At 63.7% G+C, this 24313-nt stretch carries 17 protein-coding genes and 1 pseudogene; 9 read left to right on the top strand and 9 right to left on the bottom strand.

Annotated elements, in window-relative coordinates; genetic code table 11:
• The 8 genes from EJ077_RS27870 (at nucleotide 1) to EJ077_RS27835 (ending at nucleotide 10716) form a co-directional block, all read left to right on the top strand.
• Nucleotides 1-3489 carry an indolepyruvate ferredoxin oxidoreductase family protein gene (locus EJ077_RS27870; protein WP_208697889.1) on the top strand — a complete coding sequence of 1163 codons (3489 nt, stop codon included), beginning with the start codon at nucleotides 1-3 and terminating at the stop codon, nucleotides 3487-3489.
• A gap of 92 nt (nucleotides 3490-3581) precedes the next feature.
• Entirely contained in the window at nucleotides 3582-5897 is a 2316-nt protein-coding gene (locus EJ077_RS27865; protein ID WP_208697887.1) for a putative bifunctional diguanylate cyclase/phosphodiesterase, read from the top strand.
• A 159-nt stretch (nucleotides 5898-6056) separates the two neighbouring features.
• Nucleotides 6057-6827: an N-acyl amino acid synthase FeeM domain-containing protein gene (locus EJ077_RS27860; RefSeq protein ID WP_208697885.1), complete on the top strand. Its 771-nt coding sequence runs from the start codon at nucleotides 6057-6059 to the stop codon at nucleotides 6825-6827.
• 156 nt (nucleotides 6828-6983) lie between these two features.
• Nucleotides 6984-7133, top strand: a complete 150-nt coding sequence (locus EJ077_RS27855) for a DUF3096 domain-containing protein (protein WP_208697883.1) — start codon at nucleotides 6984-6986, stop codon at nucleotides 7131-7133.
• A gap of 164 nt (nucleotides 7134-7297) precedes the next feature.
• Nucleotides 7298-7522: an aa3-type cytochrome c oxidase subunit IV gene (locus EJ077_RS27850; protein WP_208697881.1), complete on the top strand. Its 225-nt coding sequence runs from the start codon at nucleotides 7298-7300 to the stop codon at nucleotides 7520-7522.
• Nucleotides 7523-7609: 87 nt separating this feature from the next.
• A complete protein-coding gene (locus EJ077_RS27845; RefSeq protein ID WP_208697879.1) occupies nucleotides 7610-8887 on the top strand; it encodes a Re/Si-specific NAD(P)(+) transhydrogenase subunit alpha in 1278 nt (425 codons plus the stop codon).
• Nucleotides 8884-9312: an NAD(P) transhydrogenase subunit alpha gene (locus EJ077_RS27840; RefSeq protein ID WP_208697877.1), complete on the top strand. Its 429-nt coding sequence runs from the start codon at nucleotides 8884-8886 to the stop codon at nucleotides 9310-9312. Before EJ077_RS27845 ends, EJ077_RS27840 begins: the two co-directional genes overlap by 4 nt.
• A gap of 6 nt (nucleotides 9313-9318) precedes the next feature.
• Nucleotides 9319-10716 carry an NAD(P)(+) transhydrogenase (Re/Si-specific) subunit beta gene (locus EJ077_RS27835; protein ID WP_208697875.1) on the top strand — a complete coding sequence of 466 codons (1398 nt, stop codon included), beginning with the start codon at nucleotides 9319-9321 and terminating at the stop codon, nucleotides 10714-10716.
• Between the two features lie 77 nt (nucleotides 10717-10793).
• Here the strand turns inward: EJ077_RS27835 and EJ077_RS27830 are convergent, their stop codons facing one another.
• The 4 genes and pseudogenes from EJ077_RS27830 to EJ077_RS27815 form a co-directional block, all read right to left on the bottom strand.
• Complete coding sequence (locus EJ077_RS27830; RefSeq protein WP_208697873.1) at nucleotides 10794-11711, bottom strand: hypothetical protein; 918 nt, start codon at nucleotides 11709-11711, stop codon at nucleotides 10794-10796.
• Between the two features lie 306 nt (nucleotides 11712-12017).
• Nucleotides 12018-14488 (bottom strand): annotated as a pseudogene (gene gyrB, locus EJ077_RS27825) (DNA topoisomerase (ATP-hydrolyzing) subunit B).
• A 145-nt stretch (nucleotides 14489-14633) separates the two neighbouring features.
• On the bottom strand, nucleotides 14634-17264 hold the full coding sequence (locus tag EJ077_RS27820) for a caspase family protein (protein WP_208697871.1): 2631 nt from the start codon (nucleotides 17262-17264) through the stop codon (nucleotides 14634-14636).
• A gap of 83 nt (nucleotides 17265-17347) precedes the next feature.
• Nucleotides 17348-17917 (bottom strand): NADPH-dependent FMN reductase, encoded by a 570-nt coding sequence (locus tag EJ077_RS27815; protein WP_208697870.1) that lies wholly within the window; start codon nucleotides 17915-17917, stop codon nucleotides 17348-17350.
• A gap of 210 nt (nucleotides 17918-18127) precedes the next feature.
• On the opposite strand from EJ077_RS27815, the gene EJ077_RS27810 reads away from it, so the two are divergent.
• The gene (locus tag EJ077_RS27810; RefSeq protein ID WP_208697869.1) at nucleotides 18128-19495 is read left to right on the top strand and encodes a cytochrome P450; all 1368 of its coding nucleotides are present in this window, start codon (nucleotides 18128-18130) and stop codon (nucleotides 19493-19495) included.
• Between the two features lie 71 nt (nucleotides 19496-19566).
• On the opposite strand, the gene EJ077_RS27805 is transcribed toward EJ077_RS27810, so the two are convergent.
• The 5 genes from EJ077_RS27805 to EJ077_RS27785 all read right to left on the bottom strand — a co-directional run bounded on the left by EJ077_RS27805 (nucleotide 19567) and on the right by EJ077_RS27785 (nucleotide 24161).
• Entirely contained in the window at nucleotides 19567-20544 is a 978-nt protein-coding gene (locus EJ077_RS27805; protein ID WP_208697868.1) for a complex I NDUFA9 subunit family protein, read from the bottom strand.
• A gap of 110 nt (nucleotides 20545-20654) precedes the next feature.
• Nucleotides 20655-21107, bottom strand: coding sequence for a DoxX family protein (locus EJ077_RS27800; RefSeq protein WP_208697867.1), 453 nt, complete (start codon nucleotides 21105-21107; stop codon nucleotides 20655-20657).
• A gap of 347 nt (nucleotides 21108-21454) precedes the next feature.
• On the bottom strand, nucleotides 21455-22456 hold the full coding sequence (locus EJ077_RS27795) for an Ldh family oxidoreductase (RefSeq protein ID WP_208697866.1): 1002 nt from the start codon (nucleotides 22454-22456) through the stop codon (nucleotides 21455-21457).
• 182 nt (nucleotides 22457-22638) lie between these two features.
• Nucleotides 22639-23448 carry an ABC transporter permease gene (locus EJ077_RS27790; protein WP_127275824.1) on the bottom strand — a complete coding sequence of 270 codons (810 nt, stop codon included), beginning with the start codon at nucleotides 23446-23448 and terminating at the stop codon, nucleotides 22639-22641.
• Nucleotides 23448-24161 (bottom strand): ABC transporter permease, encoded by a 714-nt coding sequence (locus tag EJ077_RS27785; RefSeq protein ID WP_208703147.1) that lies wholly within the window; start codon nucleotides 24159-24161, stop codon nucleotides 23448-23450. The genes EJ077_RS27790 and EJ077_RS27785 overlap by 1 nt, the downstream gene beginning before the upstream one ends.
• Nucleotides 24162-24313 lie beyond the last annotated feature (152 nt).

The raw sequence follows: 24313 nt of genomic DNA, 5'->3' as shown, positions 1-24313 counted from the left end.
ATGACGCTGCATGATGTCGCGCTCGACGACAAGTTCGATCTCGGGAAGGAGCGCATCTTCCTGTCCGGCGCGCAGGCGGTCATCCGCATGCTCCTGATGCAGCGCGAGCGCGACCGCCGCGCTGGCTTGAACACGGCAGGCTTCGTCTCCGGCTATCGCGGCTCGCCGCTCGGCGGCCTCGACATGCAGCTGTGGAAGGCGAAAAAGCAGCTCGCCGGGGCCGACATCGTCTTCCAGCCCGGCCTCAACGAAGAGTTGGCCGCCACCGCCTGCTGGGGTTCGCAGCAGACGGAGCTGCTGGGCGAGGGCACCCATGACGGCGTCTTTTCGGTTTGGTACGGCAAGGGGCCGGGCGTCGACCGTTCGGGCGACGTGTTCCGCCACGCCAATCTCGCCGGCTCGTCGAAACATGGCGGCGTCCTTGCGCTCATGGGCGATGACCACATGGCCGAATCCTCGACCAATGCGCACGCCACCGAATTCCTCTTCGTCGACACAATGGTGCCGATCCTCAACCCGGCCGGTGTCCAGGAGATCATCGACTACGGCCTCTATGGCTTTGCCATGTCGCGCTTTGCCGGCACCTGGGCGGCGATAAAATGCGTCAAGGACAACATCGAATCGACGGCTTCGGTCGATGCCACGCTCGAACGGTTGAAGATCGTCGTCCCGGATTTCGACATGCCGCCGGGCGGCCTCAACATCCGCCACGAGATCGACATGCTCGGCCAGGAGGAGCGGCTGCATGAGCACAAGCGTGCCGCGGCTTCCGCCTTCATCCATGCCAATGGGCTGAACAGGATCGTCTATTCGGGCGGCCGCAATCCGAAGCTCGGCATCATCACGCTGGGCAAGAGCTATCTCGACGTCCGCCAGGCGCTGGAGGATATCGGCATCGACGAGGCGGGAGCCAACCGCATCGGCGTGCGGCTGTTCAAGGTCGGCTGCCCCTGGCCGCTCGACCTGCAGCACATTGCCGAGTTCGCCCGCGGTCTCGACACCATCGTCGTCGTCGAGGAGAAGCGCTCGCTGATCGAGGTGCAGCTGCGCGAGAGCCTTTATGGCACGGCCTCGCGGCCGGTCATTGTCGGCAAGAAGGACGAGCGCGGCGACTGGCTGTTCCCGGCCAAGGGCGCGCTGGACCCCAACGAGATCGCCATCGCGCTCGGCGAGAGGATCGTGAAGACCATCGGCCCGTCCGAGGAGATTTCGGCAAGGGTCGCCAAGCTGCGCCAATTCCAGGCGATGCTGGCGGACGCCACCGACATCGGCTCGCGCACGCCCTTCTTCTGTTCGGGTTGTCCGCACAATTCCTCGACCAAGGTACCTGATGGCTCGATCGCCGCCGCCGGTATCGGCTGCCACTTCATGGCGCTGTGGATGGACCGCAACACGCTCGGCTTCACCGCCATGGGCGGCGAGGGCGCGCAATGGGTCGGCCAGGCGCCGTTCTCCAGGCGCGACCACATCTTCCAGAATCTCGGCGACGGCACCTACAACCATTCCGGCACGCTGGCGATCCGCTTCGCCCTGTCGAGCGAAGCCAACATCACCTACAAGATTCTCTACAACGACGCCGTCGCCATGACCGGCGGCCAGCCGCATGAGGGCGGGCTGACCGTGGACATGATCGCCAGGCAGGTGCGGGCAGAGGGCGTCGACCGCATCGCTGTCGTCACCGACGAACCCGACAAATATGCGGGCAAGGCCGAGTTTCCGGCCGGCGCCACCATTCATCATCGCGACGACCTCGACCTCGTCCAGCGCGAGTTGCGCGACGTCAAGGGTGTGTCGATCCTGCTCTACGACCAGACCTGCGCCGCCGAAAAGCGCCGCCGCCGCAAGCGCGGCACCTTTCCCGACCCCGACAAGCGCGTTTTCATCAACGAACTGGTCTGCGAAGGCTGCGGCGATTGCGGCGTGCAGTCGAACTGCGTCTCGATCCAGCCGGTGGAGACCGAATTCGGCCGCAAGCGCAAGATCGACCAGTCGAGCTGCAACAAGGACTTCTCCTGCGTCAACGGCTTCTGCCCGTCCTTCGTCACCGTGCACGGTGCCAAGATCCGCAAGGCCGAAGGCCTGGCCGGCGGGACCGACCCACTTGAAGGCGTGCCGACACCAGCCGAATTCCCGCTCGGCGTCGAGGGCTGGGCGGCGATCATCGATGGCGTCGGCGGCACCGGCGTCGTCACCATCGGCGCCGTGCTTGGCATGGCGGCGCATCTGGAGGACAAGGGCTGCGGCATGATCGACATGGCCGGCCTCGCCCAGAAGGGCGGTTCGGTGTTCACTCATGTCCGCATCGCCCGCACGCCGGAAGACATCAATGCCATCCGCGTTTCGGCTGGGAAGGCCGACCTCGTGCTTGGCTGCGATCTCGTCGTGTCGGGCGCCAAGAAGGTGCTGACCGCGGTGCGCGAGGGGCATACGATCTTCCTGGCCAACACCGCCGAGATCATGCCGGGCGAATTTGCCCGATCGGCCGATTTCTCGCTGCCGGTCGAGCGCCTGAAGAAGGCGATCCGGTCCGCCGCCGGTGACGACAAGGCGCATTTCTTCGACGCCACCCGCACCGCCACCGCACTGTTCGGCAATTCGCTCGGCGCCAATATGTTCATGCTCGGCTTTGCCTTCCAGCACGGCGGTCTGCCCCTCTCGGCCGAAGCTGTTGAAAAGGCTATCGAATTGAACGGCGAAGCGGTGGCGATGAATATCGCCGCCTTCCGCTGGGGTCGCCGCGCGGCGCATCAGCCGGATTTCGTGCGCGGCCTCGTCGCCCAGCCGGGCTTCGCCGACAAGGCCGGACAGGCCGCTTCGGTCGCTGAGACGCTCGACGAGATCATCGCCCGCCGTGTCGCCTTCCTCGCCGCCTATCAGAATGCTGCTTACGGCAAGCGCTACGCCGACAGGATTTCGACGCTGCGAGCGGCGGAAACGAAGGCCATGCCGGGTTCGACCGATGTAACCGAGGCCGCGGCCAAAAGCCTGTTCAAGCTGATGGCGATCAAGGACGAATACGAGGTGGCGCGGCTTTACACCGACGGCTCCTTCGCCGCCGAGCTTGGCAAGCAGTTCCAGAGCTACGAGAAACTCGAATTTCATCTCGCGCCGCCGATCATGGGGCGTCGCGGCAATGACGGCAAACCGAGGAAATCGAGCTTCGGCCCCTGGATGATGAAGGGTTTTCGCGTGCTGGCGGCGATGAAGGGCCTGCGCGGCACTGCTTTCGATCTGTTCGGCTACACCGCCGAACGGCGCATGGAGCGGCAGTTGCTGGCGCAGTACGAAGCCGATCTGCAGCTCGTGGCCAACTCGCTGGCACCGGGCAAGATCGAGCCCGCGACAGCCCTGGTCTCGGTCCCAGCGCTGATCCGCGGCTATGGCCATGTCCGGCGGGCAAGCGCCGAAAAGGCGGCGGGCGAGCGCCGCAGGTTGCTCGACCGCTTTGCGGCGGCGTCGGCAAGGCCTGAACTCCAGGCCGCCGAGTGAGCCAAAAAACGCCCGAAAATCAGGCGTTTCAGCCCAAGCTAAAGGTTTTTTAAGGGGACTATGCCAAGGCTGGGGCTCATTGGGCGCCAGTAATGGGCAGAACAAAAACCGATAACATCCCTGTGGATGTTTATATCCAGTTTGTGCGCTCGTTGTTCGACAACGCGCATATGCTGGTCATCGGCGCGCTTTGCCACGCCGTCATCAGCCTCATGGTCTACTGGCGCAACGGCCAGCCTATTTTCCTGGTCCTCGCCGGCGCGCTGCTCGCCATCGGCGTCTGGCGCTATTTCAGCCTGCGGCGGTTCCACCGTTCTGGCGGCGAGATGCGTGCCGCCGCCGATGCGACCAAGTGGGAGCGCGAATACATCCTGAAGGGCAGCCTCCAAGGCTTGTTGCTGGGGTTCTTTTGCTTCATTTCCATCTATGTTTATTCGGATTCCTATGCCGAGATCGGCGCGCTGTCGGTAACGCTGTCTTCTTTGGTGACTGTTGTGGGCCGGAATTACGGCTCGCCGCGCATGGTCATGATCTTCGCGATCACCTTCGTCGGGCCGATCGCCGCCGCCCTCATTCTCAGGTTCGACGTCCCCTACGTCGTGCTTGGGTTGCTGATCATCCCGTTCATGTTCATCATCAAGGGCAGCGCCGACCATGTTCGCAACGTGCTGTTTTCGGCCGTTGTCGGACATAAGCAGGCGAGGCAGATCGCGCAGCGCTTCAATCGCGCCCTCAACACCATGTCGCATGGCCTGGTCATGCTTGGCCCCGATGGCAAGGTGGTCGTCGGCAACGCCGAAGCCGCCCGTCTGATGTCGCTCAAATCGGCCGACCAGCTGCTCGGACGGTCGATCCACTCCCTGCTCCTGCGCGGCGTCGCGGGCGGCATGCTGGCGCCGAAGGACTGCCGCTATGTCGAGGCGCAACTGACGCGCGCATTGCGCGAGGGACGCGACCGCAAGGTGCTGGTTTCCTTTTCCAACGGGCAGCACTTCGAATTCTCGGCGCGCGAGGGCAACCAGGAATTGGGCGTCATCACTTTCGAGGATGTCACGGCGCGTGTCGAAGCGGAGGAAAAGATCCGGTTCATGGCGCGCTACGACAACCTCACGGGCCTTCCGAACCGCGCCTATTTCCACGAACTGGTCGGCGAGTTGATGGCCTCAGGCGACCGCGATCGCATGTGCGGCCTCGCCGTGATCGACCTCGACGATTTCAAGAGCGTCAACGACACGCTCGGCCATCCTGTCGGCGACGGCCTGATCTACGCCGTCGCCGAGCGGCTGGCGGCCATAGCGGGGCAAGGCCTTACCGTCAGCCGCTTCGGTGGCGACGAGTTCATGCTGTTCTTCGACCGCATCGATGATGAAAGCCACCTGGCGAGCCTGCTCGACCGGATTTTCGCCGAGCTGCAGGGAGAGGTCGACGTCGCGGGCCACGGGTTGCGGATCCAGGCCAGCGCCGGGGCGGTGCTGTCCAAGGTCGGCGGAACCGATGTCGACGCCATGATCGTCAAGGCGGACCTGGCGCTCTACAAGGCCAAGGAGCTGGGCAAGAACGGTTGGCGGCTGTTCGAGGCGGCGATGGATGCCGCGTTCCGCAACCGCCAGCTGATGAAGGCGGATCTGCGCAGCGCCGTGGAAAGCAAGGACCTGCGGGTCGTCTATCAGCCGATCGTGGCGATGAACACCATGCGCATCGCCAGCTGCGAGGCGCTTTGCCGCTGGGACCATCCCGATCTCGGGCCGATTTCGCCCGGCATCTTCATTCCGCTGGCCGAGGAGATGGGCATCATTTCCGAAATCAGCACCTTCGTGCTGCATGCGGCTTGCACCGAATGCGCCAAATGGCCTGACCAGACCAGCGTCTCGGTCAACCTCTCGGCCAGGGATTTCCGCAACCGCGACGTCATACAGAAGGTCCGCGATGCGTTGGCGAACTCCGGCCTCGCCGCCGACCGCCTCGAGATCGAAGTCACCGAAACCGCGCTGCTCGACGACAAATCCTTGACTCGCCAGTATATCGAGGAGCTGAAGCAGCTTGGCGTTCGCATCGCCCTCGACGATTTCGGCACCGGTTATTCAAGCCTGAGCTATCTCCACAAGCTGCCTCTCGACAAGATCAAGATCGACCGGTCATTCGTGATGGACGTCACCCAGAATCCGCGTTCGCTCGAGCTGTTGAAGGGCGTCGTCGACCTGACCCGCATCCTCGGACTCACCGTCACCATCGAAGGCGTGGAGACGTTCGAGCAGCTCAAGATCCTCATGCATTCGGTGAAGCCCGATCTCGTGCAGGGCTTCCTTTTCGGCGCCGCGCTCAGCGCGTCGGGTATCGAAACCATGTCAAACGTGACCTGGCCCTTCGCCGCCGAATTGCGGCCGGTCAAGAAGCGCGCCACCACCTGATATCGCTGTGAAGTCATTCATCGAGGCGCTCGATCCTCCGCCTCCTTGCGATTTACGATTTGTTAACGTTAATTTAGGGTAAACGCAAAAGCTCGCAATTTTGCTTCTTGTTCCTCCAGCGCTTCGCTATTGTCGTTTTTGCGGCGGTACGAGGATCAAATGGACAACAAGTTGTTGGGTGCGCCCCTGGCGGCGGCCACGGGCAGGGACAAGAATCGCCCCTCGGTGTTTTCAGATCACATCATGGATGTTCTGGAACACGTGGAGTATCGCCTTTGCGATGGCGCCGAGGATTTGGAAGCGATCTACAAGCTTCGCTACAATTCCTATCTTCACGCCGGCATGGTCAAATCAGATGCTTCCCATATGGTGAAGGACAGCTTCGACGATCTGCCCAATTCTTACCGCTTTGGCGTCTTCTTCGACGGCACGCTCGTCAGCACCATCAGAATCCACTACGCCAGCGCGAGATATCCTGTTTCACCCAGCACCGATGTTTTCGGCGACGTGCTGTCACGGCGTCTGGCTTCCGGCGAGACGTTCGTTGACCCGAGCCGCTTCGCCGCCGATCTCGAATGGTCGAGCAGTCTGCGGGTGCTGCCCTACATCACGCTGAGGCTGGCGGTGGTCGCCTGCAGCCATTTCAAGCCGACCTATTGCCTGACGGCGATCAAGGAAGAGCATTCCGCTTTCTATCATCGCATCTTCCGCTCCGAGCAGGCGGTGCCGCCGCGAAATTATCCCGGATTGACCGTTCCTGTGCACCTGTTCCAATCGAAATGCTCCGAGAACATGCAGGCGACGCTGGATCGTTTCCCGTTCTTCAATTCCACGGCGTTTGAGCAGCGCATGCTTTTCCAACGCCCCAAGCGGGGCGAGTTGGCGCCGCTGACCATTTTGCCCACGGCCAAGTATTTCGAGGCGGCCTGATCCCACGCCGTTTCTGGCCGTACGCTCCCATGCGGGTCCTCCAGATCAGGGCTCCGCTTTGGCCGCTGCATACCGATGGAGCTTTCCAGGCCTGACCGCGTTGTGAGTGGCGGCATCGACGCGAGTTGATGCCCATCGTTCTGGAAGGACAACGATATGCATTTATCCCAGCTCGCCCTCACGCCGCTCATCTCGCTGATTGCCGGCGTGCTGATCCTCATCATGCCACGGCTGCTGAACTACATCGTCGCGCTCTATCTGATTGTCGTTGGACTGCTGGGCTTGTTTCCGCATCTGGCCGGCTGAGACAGCGGGCCAAGCGTGCAGCAGAGCCGCCAATTCTCCGGCACCGGCGGCCAGTTTCAATTTTCCCTTGAGGCAGTTGTCGGCTGCGATGCGGCAATAGCGCCATTGCTCTGCGCCCAGCTTTTCGGTATGTGCCTGAAAGATGTCTTCGAAGGGGTATTCCTATGGCTGAGCACACGCCGAGCGGTCCTGTAGAACTGGGCGCGAAGATGGACTATGCCGAGCATGACCGCACCTATGCGGGCTTTCTGGCGCTGGCCAAATATGGCTCGCTCTTCTGCGGCGCGCTGCTTCTGGCGATGGCTTTCGGCTTCTTCGCGGGCGGCTTTTTTTCGGCGACCATCCTGTTCGTCCTGATCATGGCCCTCGGCGCCTTCATTCTGCGATAGACCTTCCAAAACCCTCTTGCGGTTGACGTAGCCGGATATCCCGGTCGACACTTCGCGCAGACAGGTTCCAACCGAAAGGATCATGCGGTGGGACAGACGGTTTTCATCCCTCGTGAGCTCGATGCGAACGAGCCGCGCGTCGCGGCATCGCCCGATACGGTGAAGCGGCTGGCGGGCCTGGGCTTCGACGTGATCGTCGAAGCCGGTGCCGGCACCCGCTCGCGCATTCCCGACGAAGAATTTGCCAAGACAGGTGCAGTTATCGGCAAGGCCTCGGATGTCGCCAAGGCCGATGTCGTGCTGAAGGTTCGCCGGCCAACGGACGCCGAGCTGAAGAGTTACAAAGCCGGCGCCGCGGTGATCGCCATCATGGATCCCTACGGCAACGATGCCGCCGTCGCGGCCTTGGCCAGGGCCGGCGTCACCGCCTTCTCGATGGAGTTCATGCCGCGCATCACCCGCGCCCAGTCGATGGACGTGTTGTCGTCGCAGGCCAACCTTGCCGGCTACCAGGCGGTGATCGACGGAGCCGCCGAATATGACCGGGCGCTGCCGATGATGATGACGGCGGCGGGCACCGTGCCTGCAGCAAAAGTGTTCATCATGGGCGTCGGCGTCGCCGGCCTGCAGGCGATCGCCACGGCGCGCCGTCTAGGGGCCGTCGTCACCGCCACCGACGTCCGCCCCGCCGCCAAGGAACAGGTCGCCTCGCTCGGCGCGAAATTCCTGGCGGTCGAGGACGACGAGTTCAAAGCCGCCGAGACCGCCGGCGGCTACGCCAAGGAAATGTCCAGGGAATACCAGGCCAAGCAGGCCGCGCTGACCGCCGAGCACATCGCCAAGCAGGACATCGTCATCACCACGGCGCTGATCCCCGGCCGGCCGGCGCCGAAGCTGGTGTCGGCGGCGATGGTCGCCTCGATGAAGCCGGGTTCGGTGCTGGTCGATCTCGCCGTCGAGCGCGGCGGCAATGTCGAGGGTGCCGAGCCAGGCAAGATCGTCACCACAGCCAACAATGTGAAGATCGTCGGCCACCTCAATGTGCCCGGCCGTGTCGCGGCATCCGCCTCGCTGCTCTATGCCAAAAACCTGTTCGCCTTCCTCGAGACGCTGGTCGACAAGACCACCAAGACGCTGGCCATCAATCGTGACGACGACCTGGTCAAGGCGACGATGCTGACCGATGGCGGCAAGGTCGTTCATCCGGCCTTCGCCAAGGCGGACCAGCAGCCTTATGTCGAGCCGGCGGCGATCCCGGCCACGACCTTGGTCGCCGATGCGTCCACGCCTGCGCCGAAAAAGGCGGCGGCGAAGAAACCTGCCGCACCCAAATCGCCCGCGTCTAAGCCGAAAGGGACCGCGTGATGGATCAGACCTTGCAGAAAGCTCTTGATCAACTCGACCAGGCAAGTGCTGCCGTCAGGCTCGCGGTGCAGAACCTGGCCAATGCCCCGGGCGGCACTGAGGCCGCCGGTGATGCCGCGCACGCGCTGTCGGGCGGCGCCATCGATCCCTTCGTCTTCCGTTTCGCCATTTTCGTGCTGGCGATCTTCGTCGGCTACTATGTCGTCTGGTCGGTGACCCCCGCCTTGCACACGCCGCTGATGGCGGTGACCAACGCCATCTCCTCGGTCATCGTCGTCGGCGCGTTGCTCGCCGTCGGTATCGCGGCTTCGGGCGTTGCCGCAGGCTTCGGCTTCGTCGCGCTGATGCTGGTCTCGGTCAACATCTTCGGCGGCTTCCTCGTCACCCAGCGCATGCTGGCGATGTACAAGAAGAAGGACAAGTAGAGCGCCATGAACGCCAACTTCGCGTCCTTCCTCTACCTGGTTTCCGGCGTCCTGTTCATCATGGCGCTGCGCGGCCTGTCGCACCCGACAACCAGCCGCCAGGGCAATCTCTACGGCATGATCGGCATGGGCATCGCCATTGCCACCACGCTGGCTTTGGCAACCCCGTCGGCTGGCCGCTTCGGCCTGATCGTGCTTGGCCTGGCCATTGGCGGTGGCGTCGGCGCCGTCACCGCGCGCCGCATTGCCATGACCTCGATGCCGCAGCTGGTCGCCGCCTTCCACTCGCTGGTCGGCCTTGCCGCCGTCATGGTGGCGGCCGCAGCCATCTATGCGCCGGAGAGCTTCGGCATCGGCACAGCGGGCGACATCCACGCCCAGGCCCTGATCGAGATGAGCCTTGGCGTCGCCATCGGCGCCATCACCTTCACCGGCTCGGTCATTGCTTTCCTCAAGCTCGATGGCCGCATGTCGGGCAAGCCGATCATGATCGGCGGCCGTCACTTCATCAACGCCGCCCTCGGCATCGCCCTGGTCGTGCTGATCGTGCTCCTGGTCGGTACGGAATCGAAGCTGGTGTTCTGGCTGATCGTCGCCGCATCGCTGGTGCTCGGCATCCTCCTGATCATCCCGATTGGCGGCGCCGACATGCCGGTCGTCGTCTCGATGCTGAATTCATATTCCGGCTGGGCGGCAGCGGCGCTCGGCTTCACGCTCGGCAATCTGGCGCTGATCATCACCGGCGCGCTGGTCGGCTCGTCGGGCGCCATCCTGTCCTACATCATGTGCAAGGGCATGAACCGAAGCTTCATCTCGGTCATTCTCGGTGGCTTCGGCGGCGAGACCGCGGCTGCGGCGGACGACGGCATCGAGCGCACCGTCAAGCAGGGTTCGGCCGACGATGCCGCTTACCTGATGATGAACGCCCAAAAAGTCATCATCGTGCCGGGTTACGGAATGGCGGTTGCGCAGGCGCAGCACGCGCTGCGCGAAATGGCTGACAAGCTCAAGGCCAATGGCGTCGACGTGAAGTACGCCATTCATCCCGTGGCAGGCCGCATGCCTGGCCACATGAACGTGCTCTTGGCCGAAGCCAACGTGCCCTATGACGAGGTGTTCGAATTGGAGGACATCAACTCCGAATTCGCGCAGGCCGACGTCGCCTATGTCATCGGCGCCAACGATGTCACCAACCCGTCCGCGCGCGACGACAAGTCGTCGCCGATCTATGGCATGCCGATCCTCGATGTCGACAAGGCGCGCACCTGCCTGTTCGTCAAGCGCTCGCTCGGTTCCGGCTATGCCGGCATCGACAACACGCTGTTCTACAAGGACGGCACCATGATGCTGCTCGGCGACGCCAAGAAGATGACCGAAGAGATCGTCAAGGCGATGGATCACTGACCGGCCAATCTCGACCCTCGAATAAAGAAAGAGCCCGGTCGATACCGGGCTCTGTGATTCTGGCCTGATGCTTGCTTTCAGCCGTTGGTCAGGAACACCGCTTCCTCTTCATCGCGCTGTCTGCCGCCGAGAGCCGCGGCCGCACTGGCGATGAAGGCGCCGATGACCAGCGACAGAGCACCGAGAAGCGCAAAGGTGGCGCTTGCCTTTCTTGCCGTGTCGGCCGCCTGCTTCGCCTTGACCTTCGCGTCCTGCGCCTTCGCCAGCACCGCGTCGACACGCGTCTTGGCATCAGCCTCGGAAAGGCCGGTGCGCGCGGCGACCAATTGCGCAAGATAGGTCTTGTCTTCCGCGGAGACCTCGCCGGCGACGGCGCCGGCGATCAGGATGCGCGAGGCCTGCCCGGCCGCGGCGGCTTCGTCGCCCGGATTGGCAGTTGCAAGCTTGGCCGGATCGGCCGGCCGGAACAGCGAATCCACCAGATAGGAGGTCGCATTGTCGGCCGATGCGCCGTTGGCATTGGCCGAGGCGCCGGCCGACGCACCCATGGCGGCTCCAGAGGCCACGGTGGACGCGGCCTGTACACCTGATCCAATCGCGGCGGAAAGCACCGAGCCAAGTACGCCTACAACGAGAAGCGTGGCCAATGCCCAGGCGAGAAAGCCGTGGGCGGTGTCGCGGAAATAGACCTCGTCGGTGTGGATGCCGACCCATTTGGTGCGCAAGCGACCGGCAAGGTAGCCGCCGACAGCGGAGGACAACCACTGCACGATGACCAGCCAGATGGCGGTCGACACCGCGAATGTGCTGATCGACGCGCCGGAGCCCGACCATGGTGAAACCATGGTCAAACCGAGCCCCGAGCCGAGCAGCATGAGGATGAATGTCAGCGTCGAAGCCGCGAAGGCGCCGGCAATGATGGGTCCCCAGCTGACCGCGGTCGAGGACGATTCCGTCGAAGAGGATACGTCGACAGCCGATAGGGTGGACTGCATTTCAGGCCCCCTACCGTACGAACAGCATGATGAGGATGATGATCGGAATCGGAATGCCGAGCAACCAGAGCAAGATGCCGCGTCCCATGAAGACCTCCTTGTGAGAAATTGTGATCGATACTGCCACAATGTCCCTCGGGAGCTTCCGTTCCGGCGCGCTATGAAAAACGCGCGGTAGAACGGTTCATCGTCTCACGAAAACGCGGAACCGCTCTATTCTTGCCTGCGCAATCCCCGGGGAAAAGTGCTATCGCGTTTCCCCGGAAACCGTCGGCACTTTGCCCGGCGCGCCGATTTGGCGGTCGGTCAAATATCCAGGTTGGCGACCGACAGCGCGTTGTCCTGGATGAATTCGCGCCGTGGTTCCACTTCGTCGCCCATCAGCCGCGAGAACAGGCTGTCGGCGTCCGTCGCGTCGTTTACCTTGACCTGCAGCAGCGAGCGCACATTCGGGTCGAGCGTGGTCTCCCAGAGCTGCTCGGCATTCATCTCGCCGAGACCCTTGTAGCGTTGCATGGTCAGTCCTTTGCGGCCGGTCGCGAAGACCGCGTTGAGCAGCGCCAGCGGCCCCGAGACGGTTTCGGACACATCCTTGCGGCGCAGCACCGGCGGCGTCTCGTAGATCTCGCTGAGGCGCTGCGCGTAGCGGTCGAGCTGGCGTGCGTCGGCGGAATTGATCAGCGCCATGTCGAGGTGAGCGTATTCCTTGACGCTGCGCACGGTGCGTTCGAAGACATAGCCGCCGATACCCTCGTTCGAGGTCGACATGCGGCCAGTCCAGCCGCGCTCGGTGTCCTCGGCGATGATGTCGAGGCGTTGCGCGATCCGCTCCGCCATCGCGTTGGCGCGGCCAAGATCGGCGAAGACATCGGGATTGAGTCCGCCGGCGATCGCCGCCTGCTCGACGACGTTGCGGTTGTAGCGCGTGTGCAAGCCGTTGATGAGCTGGCGCACGGCAAGCGCATCGGCAACGGCGCCGTGCAGATCCTGCCCGGTCCGTACCTCCCCCGAGCCAAGCGTAAGGGAAGCCTCCTCCAACCCTGAATCAATCAGGAATTCTTCGAAGGCGCTCTCATTCTTGATGTATTGCGAGCTCTTGCCGCGCGTCACTTTGTAGAGCGGCGGCTGGGCGATGTAGAGATGGCCGCGCTCGATCAGCTCCGGCATCTGCCGGAAGAAGAAGGTGAGCAGCAGGGTCCTGATATGGGCGCCGTCGACGTCGGCGTCGGTCATCAGGATGATCTTGTGGTAACGCAGCTTGTCGGCATTGAATTCGTCCTTGCCGATCGAGGTGCCGAGCGCGGTGATCAGTGTGCCGATCATGTCGGACGAGAGCATGCGGTCGAAGCGGGCACGCTCGACATTGAGGATCTTGCCGCGCAGGGAAGGATCGCCTGGTTCTGGCGCGAACGGCCGCCCTTGGCGGAGCCGCCTGCCGAGTCACCCTCGACGATGAAGATTTCGGACTTCGCCGGGTCGCGTTCCTGGCAGTCGGCCAGCTTGCCGGGCAGCGAGGTGACGCCAAGCGAGGTCTTGCGGGTGATGTCGCGCGCCTTGCGCGCGGCTTCGCGCGCCGCCGCGGCCTGGATCACCTTGTCGACGACCACCTTGCCCTCGGTCGGGTGCTCTTCGAGCCACGTGCCGAGCGCTTCGTTGACCAGCCCTTCGACCACGGGACGGACTTCCGACGAGACCAGCTTGTCCTTGGTCTGCGACGAGAATTTCGGATCGGGAACTTTGACCGACAGAACGGCTGTCAGGCCTTCGCGGCAATCGTCGCCGATCAGCGAGACCTTTTCCTTCTTGGTCAGGCCCGAGGATTCGCCATAGCCGGTGATCTGGCGGGTCAGCGCGCCGCGAAAACCGGCCAGATGCGTGCCGCCGTCGCGCTGCGGAATGTTGTTGGTGAAGGCCAGTACATTCTCGTGATAGCTGTCGTTCCACCACATCGCCACTTCGACGGTGATGCCGTCGCGCTCGGCCCTGATGGCGATCGGCTTCTCGATCAGCGGTTTCTTGACGCGGTCGAGATATTTGACGAACTCTTCGAGGCCCCCGTCATAGTGCAGTTCATGCCTTACGACGTCCGCATGACGGGCGTCTGTCAGCACGATGCGCACACCGGAGTTCAGGAAGGCGAGTTCGCGCAGCCGGTGCTCCAGCGTGCCGAAGTCGAACTCGACCATGGTGAAGGTCTCGGCGGACGGAAAGAAGGTGATCTCGCTGCCGCTGCGGCCCTCATTGGTGCCCGGGCGCTTGTCCTGCTCGTAGCTGCCGGTCGCCTTCAGCGGCGCGTCGGCATCGCCATGCGTGAAACTCATTTCGAAGATCTGGCCGTTGCGGCGGATCTTGAGCTTCAGCCAGGCCGACAGCGCGTTGACGACCGAGACGCCGACGCCATGCAGGCCGCCAGAAACCTTGTAGGAGTTCTGGTCGAACTTTCCGCCGGCATGCAGCTGCGTCATGATCACTTCGGCCGCCGAAATGCCTTCGCTTGGGTGAATGTCGGTCGGAATGCCACGGCCATTGTCGATCACCGTCACCGAGCCATCGGGATTGAGCGTCACCGAAACCAGGTCGGCATGGCCGGCCAGCGCCTCGTCGATGGCGTTGTCGACCACCTCGTAGACCATGTGATGCAGGCCCGAGCCGTCATCGGTGTCGCCGATATACATGCCCGGCCGCTTGCGGACAGCATCCAACCCTTTCAAAACCTTGATGGAATCGGCGCCGTATTCGGCTTCAGCGCCGTTGGTGTTCTCGGTCTGGTCGCTCATGAAAACCTGTTGTCTAGATGCCGCTTGTACAGCGCGAAAAATCGGCCCCGAATCGCGCTTCTGATATCGATCAGATATAGGCGCTAAAGGCGGTTTTTCCAAGGTTTGCAGGCATTTCCGGCTCAAATGCCGAGCCGCCAGCCGGCTATTTTTTTCGGGCGTCGAATTTAGCGAGAACGCCGCGCAAATATTTGATCGTGGATTTGTCCCTTGGCGCCAGCCGGCCCGTGCGGTCTAGCTCCAGCGTCAGGTTCAGCGCCTTGGTCAGCACCGCCTTCGGATCCTTGGCCACATACGCATAGTTGACGTAGGCCTGAACCAGATCAAATTGCCAAAGCGCATTGTTCGGATCGGATTGAGCCAGTTGCTGGCGGATGCCGAGGCTGGCTTCGAAGGCCTTCCTGGAACCCTCAAAGTGGCGCTGCTTGGTCTCCAGCATGCCGATTTCCGACAAAGTGATCGACAGGTCGCGTTGCCAGTCGGAATTGCCCGGGTCGAGCTTGGCCAGCCGGTCGGCAATGGCAAGACTGTCCTGATAGTTTCGCAGTGCCTCGCTGGCATTGCCCTGGACATCAAGCACACCGGCAACCTTTTCCAGACAGACCGAAAGGTCGCGCTGCCAGTCGGTATTGCCGGGGTCGCTCGCCGCAAGTTCACGCGCTACGGCCAGCGCCTGTTGATAGGAAGCCAGTGCTGCCGTCCAACTCTCCTGGTCGTTGAGCGCGTTGCCGATCTTGGCGTAGCTGATCGACAGGTCGCGCTTCAGGTCCGTATCGTTAGGGTCGCGGCGCACCAGGTCTTCGGCGATCGCCTGGCTCTTGTTGTAGGCCACGAGCGCATCGACGGCGTCGCCACGCTCGCGCAGCACGTCACCGATCCTCTCGTGGCTTACAGAGACAGCGCGCTGGCGCTCAAGGTCGTCGGGTTTGTTCTCGGCCAGCGTCAGCCGGATTCTCAGACTCTCCTCAAAGGCCGTCTGGGCGCTGTCCAACTGGCCGGCGGTACGGGCAAGATCGCCGATTTCGTCATAGGTTATGGTCAGGTCGCGCAGCAGATAGGCGCTGTTCGGCTCGGCGTCGGCCAATTTCTGCTTGATCGACAGGCTTTGTTGATAAGCCTGGGCCGCCGCGGCCACATCGCCTTGTGTCGCCAGTACGTTGCCGATCTTGTCATTGGCCATGGCCAGATCACCGAGCCAGTCCTTCTTGTCCGGCACGCTTGCGGTCAACTCCAGCAGCATGCTCCTGGCCGCCTCATAGTTTTCGAGCGAGCTTGGCAGGTTGCCTTGCGCCATCTCAGTGTTGGCGAGCTTGATATGGCTGATGGCGAGATCGCGCTTGACGCTGGGATCGGTTTCCTGACGCGACCGCTGCTCGAGATTGGCCAACAGCGCGGCGAAGGCCCGGCCGGCCGCGTCGACATTGCCCACCGTCGTATAAAGAATACCGAGTTCCTCCAGCGTGCGGCTCTGACGGTCGGCCTGTTCCAGGTTGAGCGAGATTTGCCCGGCCTCGCCATACAGCGACAGAACGGTTTCATAGCCCTTGATGGCCGCGGCATAGTTGAGGTCGGCGCGCGCCGCTCCCGCCGACAGGAACAGCGTTGCGGCCTGCGACAGCGTCCGGTCGACGAAATTCACCTTCAACGCCTTGCGCGACACCTCGTCGATATCGACCGCCTCGGCCAGCTTCGCCTGCGCCGCGCCGAAGGCGCCCAGGGCCAGCTGCTCCTCGGCCTGACGGCGCAGTTCCGTCACACGCGGATCGTCGGCGGCCAGCGTCTTCATCTCGGCGCGTACCTTGACGAAGGCGTCGGCCGCCTCGCGCAGCCGGGCATTCAGGCTCTCGGCTGACAAATGGCTGGTGTCGGCGCTGATCAACGCCCCGTAGAGCGGCGCCAGCGGCATGTCGGCGTCGCTGGCGATCCGCTCGACCTCGCCGCGCATGTCCGGCGTCACGTCGGCCATGGCCAGCAGCAGCCGTTCGCGCTCCGGCAACGGTTGCTTGGCCGCGGCGGCGAAGAACAGTTTCGGCAGGCCGCTCTCGACATAGGGCAGTTGCTTGCCGCGCGACAGGTCGTAGACCTCCTGTTGCACCAGCGTCAGCACCGAGCGGATTTCGAGCCCGTCCGTGCCGAGATATTTGATCAGCGCCGTGGTGAAGGGTGAGTTCTGACCGGTGCCGTCGGCAGCCGTCTCGCCGGGTGCGGCCGAGAAAGCGAACAGGATGTTTTCCGCCCGCCCGATGCGGCCAAGACCCGGCTTGACCTTGTCGGCGACATCCTTGGCCAGCGAGGTCGCGCCACGGCCATTGCCGCCACCCCCCGAGAACGGATCGCTGCGGCAGGCATCGAGCACGATCAGCCCGACTTTCGCGGTGGCCGCGACCGCGTCGCGCACCTCTTCCAGCGGCAGGCTGGTCTTATCCAACGCATCGAGCGAGGACGCATCGGCATCGACCGGCAGCAGCCGGTTGTCGCCCGATATTTCGACGCCATGGCCTGAGAAATACACCAGCGCAACGTCTGCGCCCTTGGCGTCTTCGCGGAAATCGTCGAGCGCCCGGCGCATGCGCCTGAGATCGCGGTTGGTTTCGAGCACCACCTCGAAACCAAGTTTCTTTAGCGCCGCTTCCATCATTTCGCCGTCGTGGATGGGGTTGGCAAGCGGCCGGACCAGCCGGTAGTCGTCATCGGCCATGACCAATGCCACGCGCCGCTCGGCCACCGCGATCGCGGTGGTCGCAAGCACCAGCAGCAAGGCAAACAGCAAACGCAAGTCGAACCGCCCCCCGGCTCAGTCATTCGCCGACCATTCCATCTCTTTGTGGTACGAGCAAGCCGGGGTTGGGAGCGGCTCCTTCAGGCTGCGCGCATTGGTTTCAACGCCTCGCTCCAACGCGACAGTTCGTCCAGCATGGTCTTGGCCCCGCCCCGCACCTGCTCGCTGGCATCAAAGGCGCCATCGTCGTCGAGCAGTTTCTGGTACAGCGGCAGCGCGACGCCTTCCGGGATCGGCATGATGCCGACCGCGGTCAGCAGCGGCTTCAGCGCCTGCGCCGCGCGCAGGCCGCCGGAGACACCGCCATAGCTGAAGATGGCGGCGGGCTTGTATTTCCATTCGCGGGCGAGATAGTCGACCGCGTTGACGATTGCGGGTGCCACGAAATAATTGTATTCCGGCGCCACGAAGACAAAGGCATCGGCGGCGTCGATCGCCTTCGACCAGGCCTTGGTGTGGTCGTTCTGATAGTTGCCCAGCCTTGGATGATGCGGTTCGTCCAGCACCGGCAGGTTGAACGCGGCAATGTCGGTCAGCAGTGGTTCGAATTTTCCGTGCTCGCGCACGAACGTCTCCAGCCACTCGGCAAAAACCGGGCCGGCGCGGCCGGGCCGCGTGCTGCCGATGATGATGTTCAACTGGTGCTTCAAGGCAGGCTCCTTTGTCTGGCGGTATCCGTTGGTGACCGTCACTACGGCAGAGCGTTTCTGCAGACAAGATAGAACCCTGGCGGAGCGGTCGCGATCGGATGAACAGACTGTCCGCCCTGGCGTTCCTTCTGCCACGGTCCGGTCTGCCGTTCGGGCACATGGACGCCTGGTGTGCCAGCCACTACATTGATGTGAGCAGCGGAGCACTTCATGGATACTCAGCCCGCCCCCTTCGTTCCTCCCGCCCCGAAGCCGCGCACATCGCCGCCTTCGACGCTGGAGATGATCCGCATCGTCTATCGCAATCCGCTCGAACTCTGGGGCGAGCCGACCTACAACGAACCCTGGATTTCGGCCAACGGCGCTGGTGGGCCGCTGGTCATCGCCAATGATCCCGGCCTGATCCGCCATGTGCTGGTCGACAACGCCAAGAACTACAAGATGGCGACGGTGCGCCAGAAGATCCTGAGGCCGATCCTGCGCGACGGCCTGCTGACCGCCGAGGGCGAGGTGTGGAAGCGGTCGCGCAAGGCGATGGCGCCGGTGTTCACGCCGCGCCACATCTTCGGCTTCGCGCAGCCGATGCTGAAACGCACGCTGGAATTCGTCACCCGTTACGAGGCGGGCGGCACCTCGGACATCGCCCATGACATGACGCTGCTGACCTACGATATCCTGGCTGAGACGCTGTTTTCCGGCGAGATCGCGGGGAAACCGGGCAGTTTCGCCAACGAGATCGATCGCCTGTTCGAAACCATGGGCCGCGTCGATCCGCTCGACCTGTTGCGCGCGCCCGACTGGCTGCCGCGGTTGACCCGCATCCGCGGCCGCAAGACGATGGCCTATTTCCGCAAGATCGTGACCGACACGGTCAGGATGCGCGAAGAAAAGTTCAGGCGCGACCCCGATGCCGTGCCGCAGGATTTCCTGACGTTGCTGCTCAAGGCAGAAGGCCCCGACGGGCTGACGCGCCCGGAAGTCGAGGACAACATCATCACCTTCATCGGCGCCGGCCACGAGACGACGGCGCGCGCGCTCGGCTGGACGCTGTATTGCCTGGCTGAATCGCCCTGGGAGCGCGACCGGATCGAACGGGAGATCGACCAGGTGCTGGCGCGCGAGCCCGATCCGACGAAGTGGCTCGACGCCATGCCGCTGACACGCGCCGCCTTCGACGAGGCGCTCCGGCTCTATCCGCCGGCGCCGTCGATCAATCGCGAGCCGATCGAACCCGAAATGTGGAAGGATCTCTACATCCCCAAGTACGCCGCCGTGCTGGTGATGCCGTGGGTCGTTCACCGCCACAGGAAGCTGTGGGACAAGCCTGACGCCTTTCTGCCCGAACGCTTCCACCCTGGAAACCGTGAAAAGATCGACCGCTTCCAGTATCTGCCCTTCGGCGCGGGCCCGCGCGTCTGCATCGGCGCCAGCTTCGCCATGCAGGAGGCGATCATCGCGCTCGCCATACTTTTGTCCCGCTTCCGCTTCGACACGACGGCCGAAACAAAACCCTGGCCGGTGCAGAAATTGACCACGCAGCCGCAAGGGGGTCTGCCGATGCAGGTCACGCCTCGCTAGGTGTGCCGATATTCAGGTGATGCCGGCCTGCGAACGACGGCTTCCGGCTTCCCGAGGAGCTGTTGCGTCCCTCACACCGCGGGCTTGCGCTGCTGGAACTGGCCGGCGGCGCGGAAGCGCCAGAGGTAGCTGGGCAGGATCGTCGCGATCGATTGCGGCTGGATGCCGAGCCCCGCCAATGTCCGGTTGGTTTTGGCCGCTTCGTCTGAAACGATGTTGTGCTCGCGCAGCTGCATCACCTGGTCCTTGGTCAGCAGCGGATTGGGCAACAGGCCCAGGATCGAGGCCTGGAGGTTGGCCACCCACCATGGCACCGGCACCAGCATGCGCTTGCGCTCGATCACGGTGAGAAGTTCCTGCATGCACTCCTTGAAGGTGAGCACGTTGGGGCCGCCAAGCTCGTAGACCTGGCCGCCATCGATCTGGCCGTCGACCGAGCGCGCCACCGCCTCTGCGACGTCGCCGACATAGACCGGCTGGAACTTGGTCTGGCCGCCGCCGATCAGCGGCAGCACCGGCGAATAGCGCGCCATGCTGGCGAAGCGGTTGAAGAAACTGTCTTCCGGCCCGAAATTGATCGACGGCCGGAAAATCACGGCATCGGCGATCGTCTCCAGCACCGCCTTCTCGCCCAGCGCCTTGGTGCGCGCATAATCCGATTCGGAGTCCAGATCGGCGCCGAGCGCCGAAATATGGGTAAGCCCGGCGCCGACGGAGCGGGCGGCTTCGGCGATCGCGCGAGCACCGAATTCGTGCACGGCGGAGAATTTCTGCCGGCCGCTCTCATGCAGGACGGCGACGAGATTGACGACGTGGTCGGCGCCCTGCACGGCGCGGTCGACCGACCAGCGCACGCGGACATTGGCCTGCACCGGCTGGATCTGGCCGACATTGCCGAGCGGCTGCAGATGGCCGGCAAGATCGGGCCGCCGGCAGGCGACCCGGATGCGATAGCCGCGTTTGGCCAGTGCCCGCACGACATGACGGCCGACAAAGCCTGACCCGCCAAAGACGACGACGAGCTTTGGGGTCTGCAGGATTTCGGTCATGGCGGGCTCCGGCGCGCGTTCCAGATGGCTTGGCTGAGCCGTTTCATAGTCCGTTTTGCACCAAAGGCAAAGGGTGACGCGTCGTCGCTGCCACCCTTCTTTCGGGTGTGTCAGAATGCCCTGCCGAGGCGGGCATCGACCGAGTACCGGTTGCCGCCGCGAATGACGAAGAACAGCAGGATCGCCGCCCACAGGAGCGATTTTTCAGCGCCCGAGAAGCCCTGGCCCATGGTGACCCAGTGGAACCAGACGGTCACCAGCAGCACGAACAGGCCGGCAAAGGCGGCGGGCCGCGTCAGAAGACCGACGGCGATCAGGATGCCGCCGAAGAATTCGGTACAGGCCAAAAGCAACGACCAGAAGGAGCCGGGATAGAAGCCCAGGCCTTCGACCATTTCGGCGGCGCCGAAAGGGTTGGCGATCTTCTGCGAGCCGTGGATGGTGAGGAACGCGCCGGCGACGACGCGCAGGACGGTTTCACCTGCATCATGCAGCGACGAATACAGCCGGCCAAGCGCCGGAATGATCAGCTTGCCGTGGGTGGCGTCGGTGGTCGCGGTCATCGGAGCTCCAGTTTTTGTGATAATGCCTTTCGCAAACGCCCGAGGGTTCCAACCAAGTCAAGTTAACAAAAGTTAACTGTTGCAATCATGTTTTGGCGTCACCAACGACAAACGCAGAAAACCCCGCCGAAGCGGGGTTTTCCGGGTGAAGTTCGTGTCGAAACCAGGGCCAACGAGGTGGCCTGACCTGAGACGGTATCAGCATGGGCGTGAAGCAAGTACGCCCGCCTCGGCCCTGGACGCATCCGACAGAAGACACCGACCGGGCAAACCCGACCCGGACAGCCATTCGTCGTCGGGACGCGCGGGAAGGTTCACCGAGGCGCGGAAAAAAATCGCCGATTTCTTCAGGCCGAATAGCGCTCGGCGAATTCGGAGATACGCTGGATCACTGCCTTGGGCGCGGTGATGCCGCGCGCCTGCGCCTTTTCGGCCGCTTCGGCCCGGGCACGGCCGGGCACATGCACGCCATAGCGCCGGCGCAGCCGGTCGAGTTGGTCTTTCATGCGCTGCTCGAAATCCGGATCGAGCAGCTTGGGCTCGACCGCGAGCACGAACAGGCCGGTTCCCGGACTGTCGGGGCCGCCACTGAACCACGGCGCGTCGAGCGACCAGTTGGCGCCCGACAGGCCGGCCGCCAGCACCTCGACCATCAGGGCGATGTTGGCCCCGCGTTGGCCGCCAAAGGCAAGCATGGCGCCCTTCATCGCGGCGGCCGGGTCGGTCGTCGAATTGCCGCTGGCATCCAGCGCCCAGCCTTCGGGGATCTTCTTGCCGTCTTCGGCGGCCTTGCGGATGTTGACGAAAGCGGTCGCGCTCGACGACTGGTCGATGACCAGCGGCGCACCGTCGGCGGCGGGCGCGGCAAACGACATCGGATTGGTGCAGTAGACCGGCTTGACCGAGCCCGAGCCGGCCAGCACGGCCGGTCCATTGGTGGCGGCAAAGGAGACCAGCCCCTGCGCCGCCAGCCGGCCGGTGAAGTAGCCGAGCGCTCCGCACGTATAGGCGTTCTTCTGTGAGAAGATGGCGACGCCGAACAGTCTTGCCGCCTTGGCGAGGTCGTCGATGGTGCGGTCGAAGCCTGTATGCGCCAGCCCCCCGCGTGCGTCCGAGAGATAGACGGCCAGCGCCGGCCGGGTGATCACCGGATCGGCATTGCCGTCGATGCGCCCGGCCTCGAGCGCTTCGAGATAATCGATGAAATGCGACAGCCCGACGGCTGCAAGTCCTTCTGCCTCGGCGGCGATGATCGAGGCGGCGAGCGATTGCGCCGCTTCCTCATTGGCGCCGGCGCCAAGTGCCGCCATCCGGCACAGTCCTTTTGCCTGGTCGAGACTGAGTTGCATGGTGGCCGTCCTAAGGAAAGGGAGTAGGGGAGTAAGGGAGTAAGGGAATTGTGCGCAGTGAATAGCGAATAGGGCTGGATATGTGAATGCGGAAGTGAGCGGATACTCCCCTACTCCCCTACTCCCCTACTCCCCTACTCCCCTACTCCCCTACTCCCCTACTCCCCTACTCCCCTACTCCCCTAACCTATCTTGACCGGGATCCGCGCCTCGATCCGGCTGAAGGCGAAGACCAGAATGCCGGTGATCGCCATATAGATCAACGCCAAGAGCAGCAGGGGCTCGTAGGTGAGGTAGGTGTCCTGCCGCACCTTGGACGAGACCGCGAAGATGTCGATCACGCTGATCGTCGCCACCAGCGGCGTCGATTTCAACTGCAGCACGGTCTCGCCGGTCAGCGTCGGCAGCGCCCGGTAAAAGGCCTGTGGCAGCCAGATGCGGCGGAAAATCTTCCAGCGGCTCATGCCGAAGGCGCGGGCCGCTTCCAACTGCCCCTTGGGCACGCCGGCAAAGGCGCCGCGCATCACCTCGCCCTCGTAACCGGCGAAGGACAAGGTCAGCGCCAGCACGCCGTATGGCCATGCCTGCCTGAGATAGGGCCACATCCAGGATTCGCGGATCCATGGATATTGCGGGAACAGCGAGCCCAGCCCGTAATAGAGCAGCCACAGTTGCAGCAGCAGCGGCGTGCCGCGAATGATGGTGCAGAAGACTTTCGCCGGAGCCGCGACCCAGATCGAGCCGGCCGCCTGCGCCAGCCCGACCGGCACGGCGATCATGAAGCCGAGCGCGCAGGTGACGGCCAGGATCCACAGGGCACGCCAGATGCCCATCAGGCCCATTTCCCAATATTGCGGCAGCCAGTCCCAGCGCATGAAGAAGGCGGCCGACGCCACCAGGCCCACCGCGATGAGGATCAGCACGATGCGATGCGGCTGCAGCCAGAGCGAAGCGCGCGCCGCCGTATCGATGATGACTGTTTCACCGGTCATCAACGTGCCTCCTTGATCGAAGGCATGCCGCGCCGCGCCCATTTCTCGGCGCGGCCAAGCAGGAAGTTCGAAACCAGCGTCACACAGAGATAGAGCACGCCGGCGGCGAGGAAGAAAATCAGATAGGCCTTGGTGACGCCCGCCGCCTGCCGTGTCGCCAGCGTCAGTTCGAAGAAGCCGACGACGGCCAGCAGTGCGGTGTCCTTGGTGGCGATCAGCCACAGATTGGCGAGGCCCGGAATGGCGAAAGGCAGCATCGCCGGCAGCGTGATGCGCCGCAACAGAAGGCCGGGAGACATGCCGAAGGCGCGGGCGGCTTCGATCTGGCCCTGCGGAATGGCGAGGATCGCGCCGCGGATGACTTCCGTCGAATAGGCGCCTTGGACGAAGCCGAGCACGGCGATGCCGGCCACCAGCCCACTTATGTCGACACGCTGGTAGCCCATGGCGGCCAGCACCTGGTTTATCAGGTCGGTGCCGGCATAGTAGAGCAGCAGGATCAGCACCAGTTCCGGCACGGCCCGCACCACCGTGGTGTAGACCGCGAACAGGTCGCGCACCACCGGTCCGCCGTAAAGCTTGCCATAGGCACCCCAGGTTCCAATCAGCAGGCCGACGATGGTGGCGCCGACGGCGATCTCGAGCGAATGCAGGAGCCCGACTAGGAGCGTCCCGCCCCAGCCGACGGGCGCGGGCGAGAGAAGTTCGACGATGCCGGCCGCCGAGGCCGGGAGAAAGGATTCGATCAGCGTCGCCCCCGGATTGCTGGCTCGATCCGCCGGCACCTGCGGCCGGCGGCAAGCATGCGTGGACAGGCCGGCTGGAGGATGGGGGCGTCAACGCCCTGTCCTCCAGCCGTGCGAGG

This window comes from Mesorhizobium sp. M8A.F.Ca.ET.057.01.1.1, from assembly GCF_003952565.1.
Classification (GTDB): domain Bacteria; phylum Pseudomonadota; class Alphaproteobacteria; order Rhizobiales; family Rhizobiaceae; genus Mesorhizobium.
Note: the sequence above shows the minus strand (reverse complement) of the source record. Positions and strands in the feature narration are given on the sequence as shown.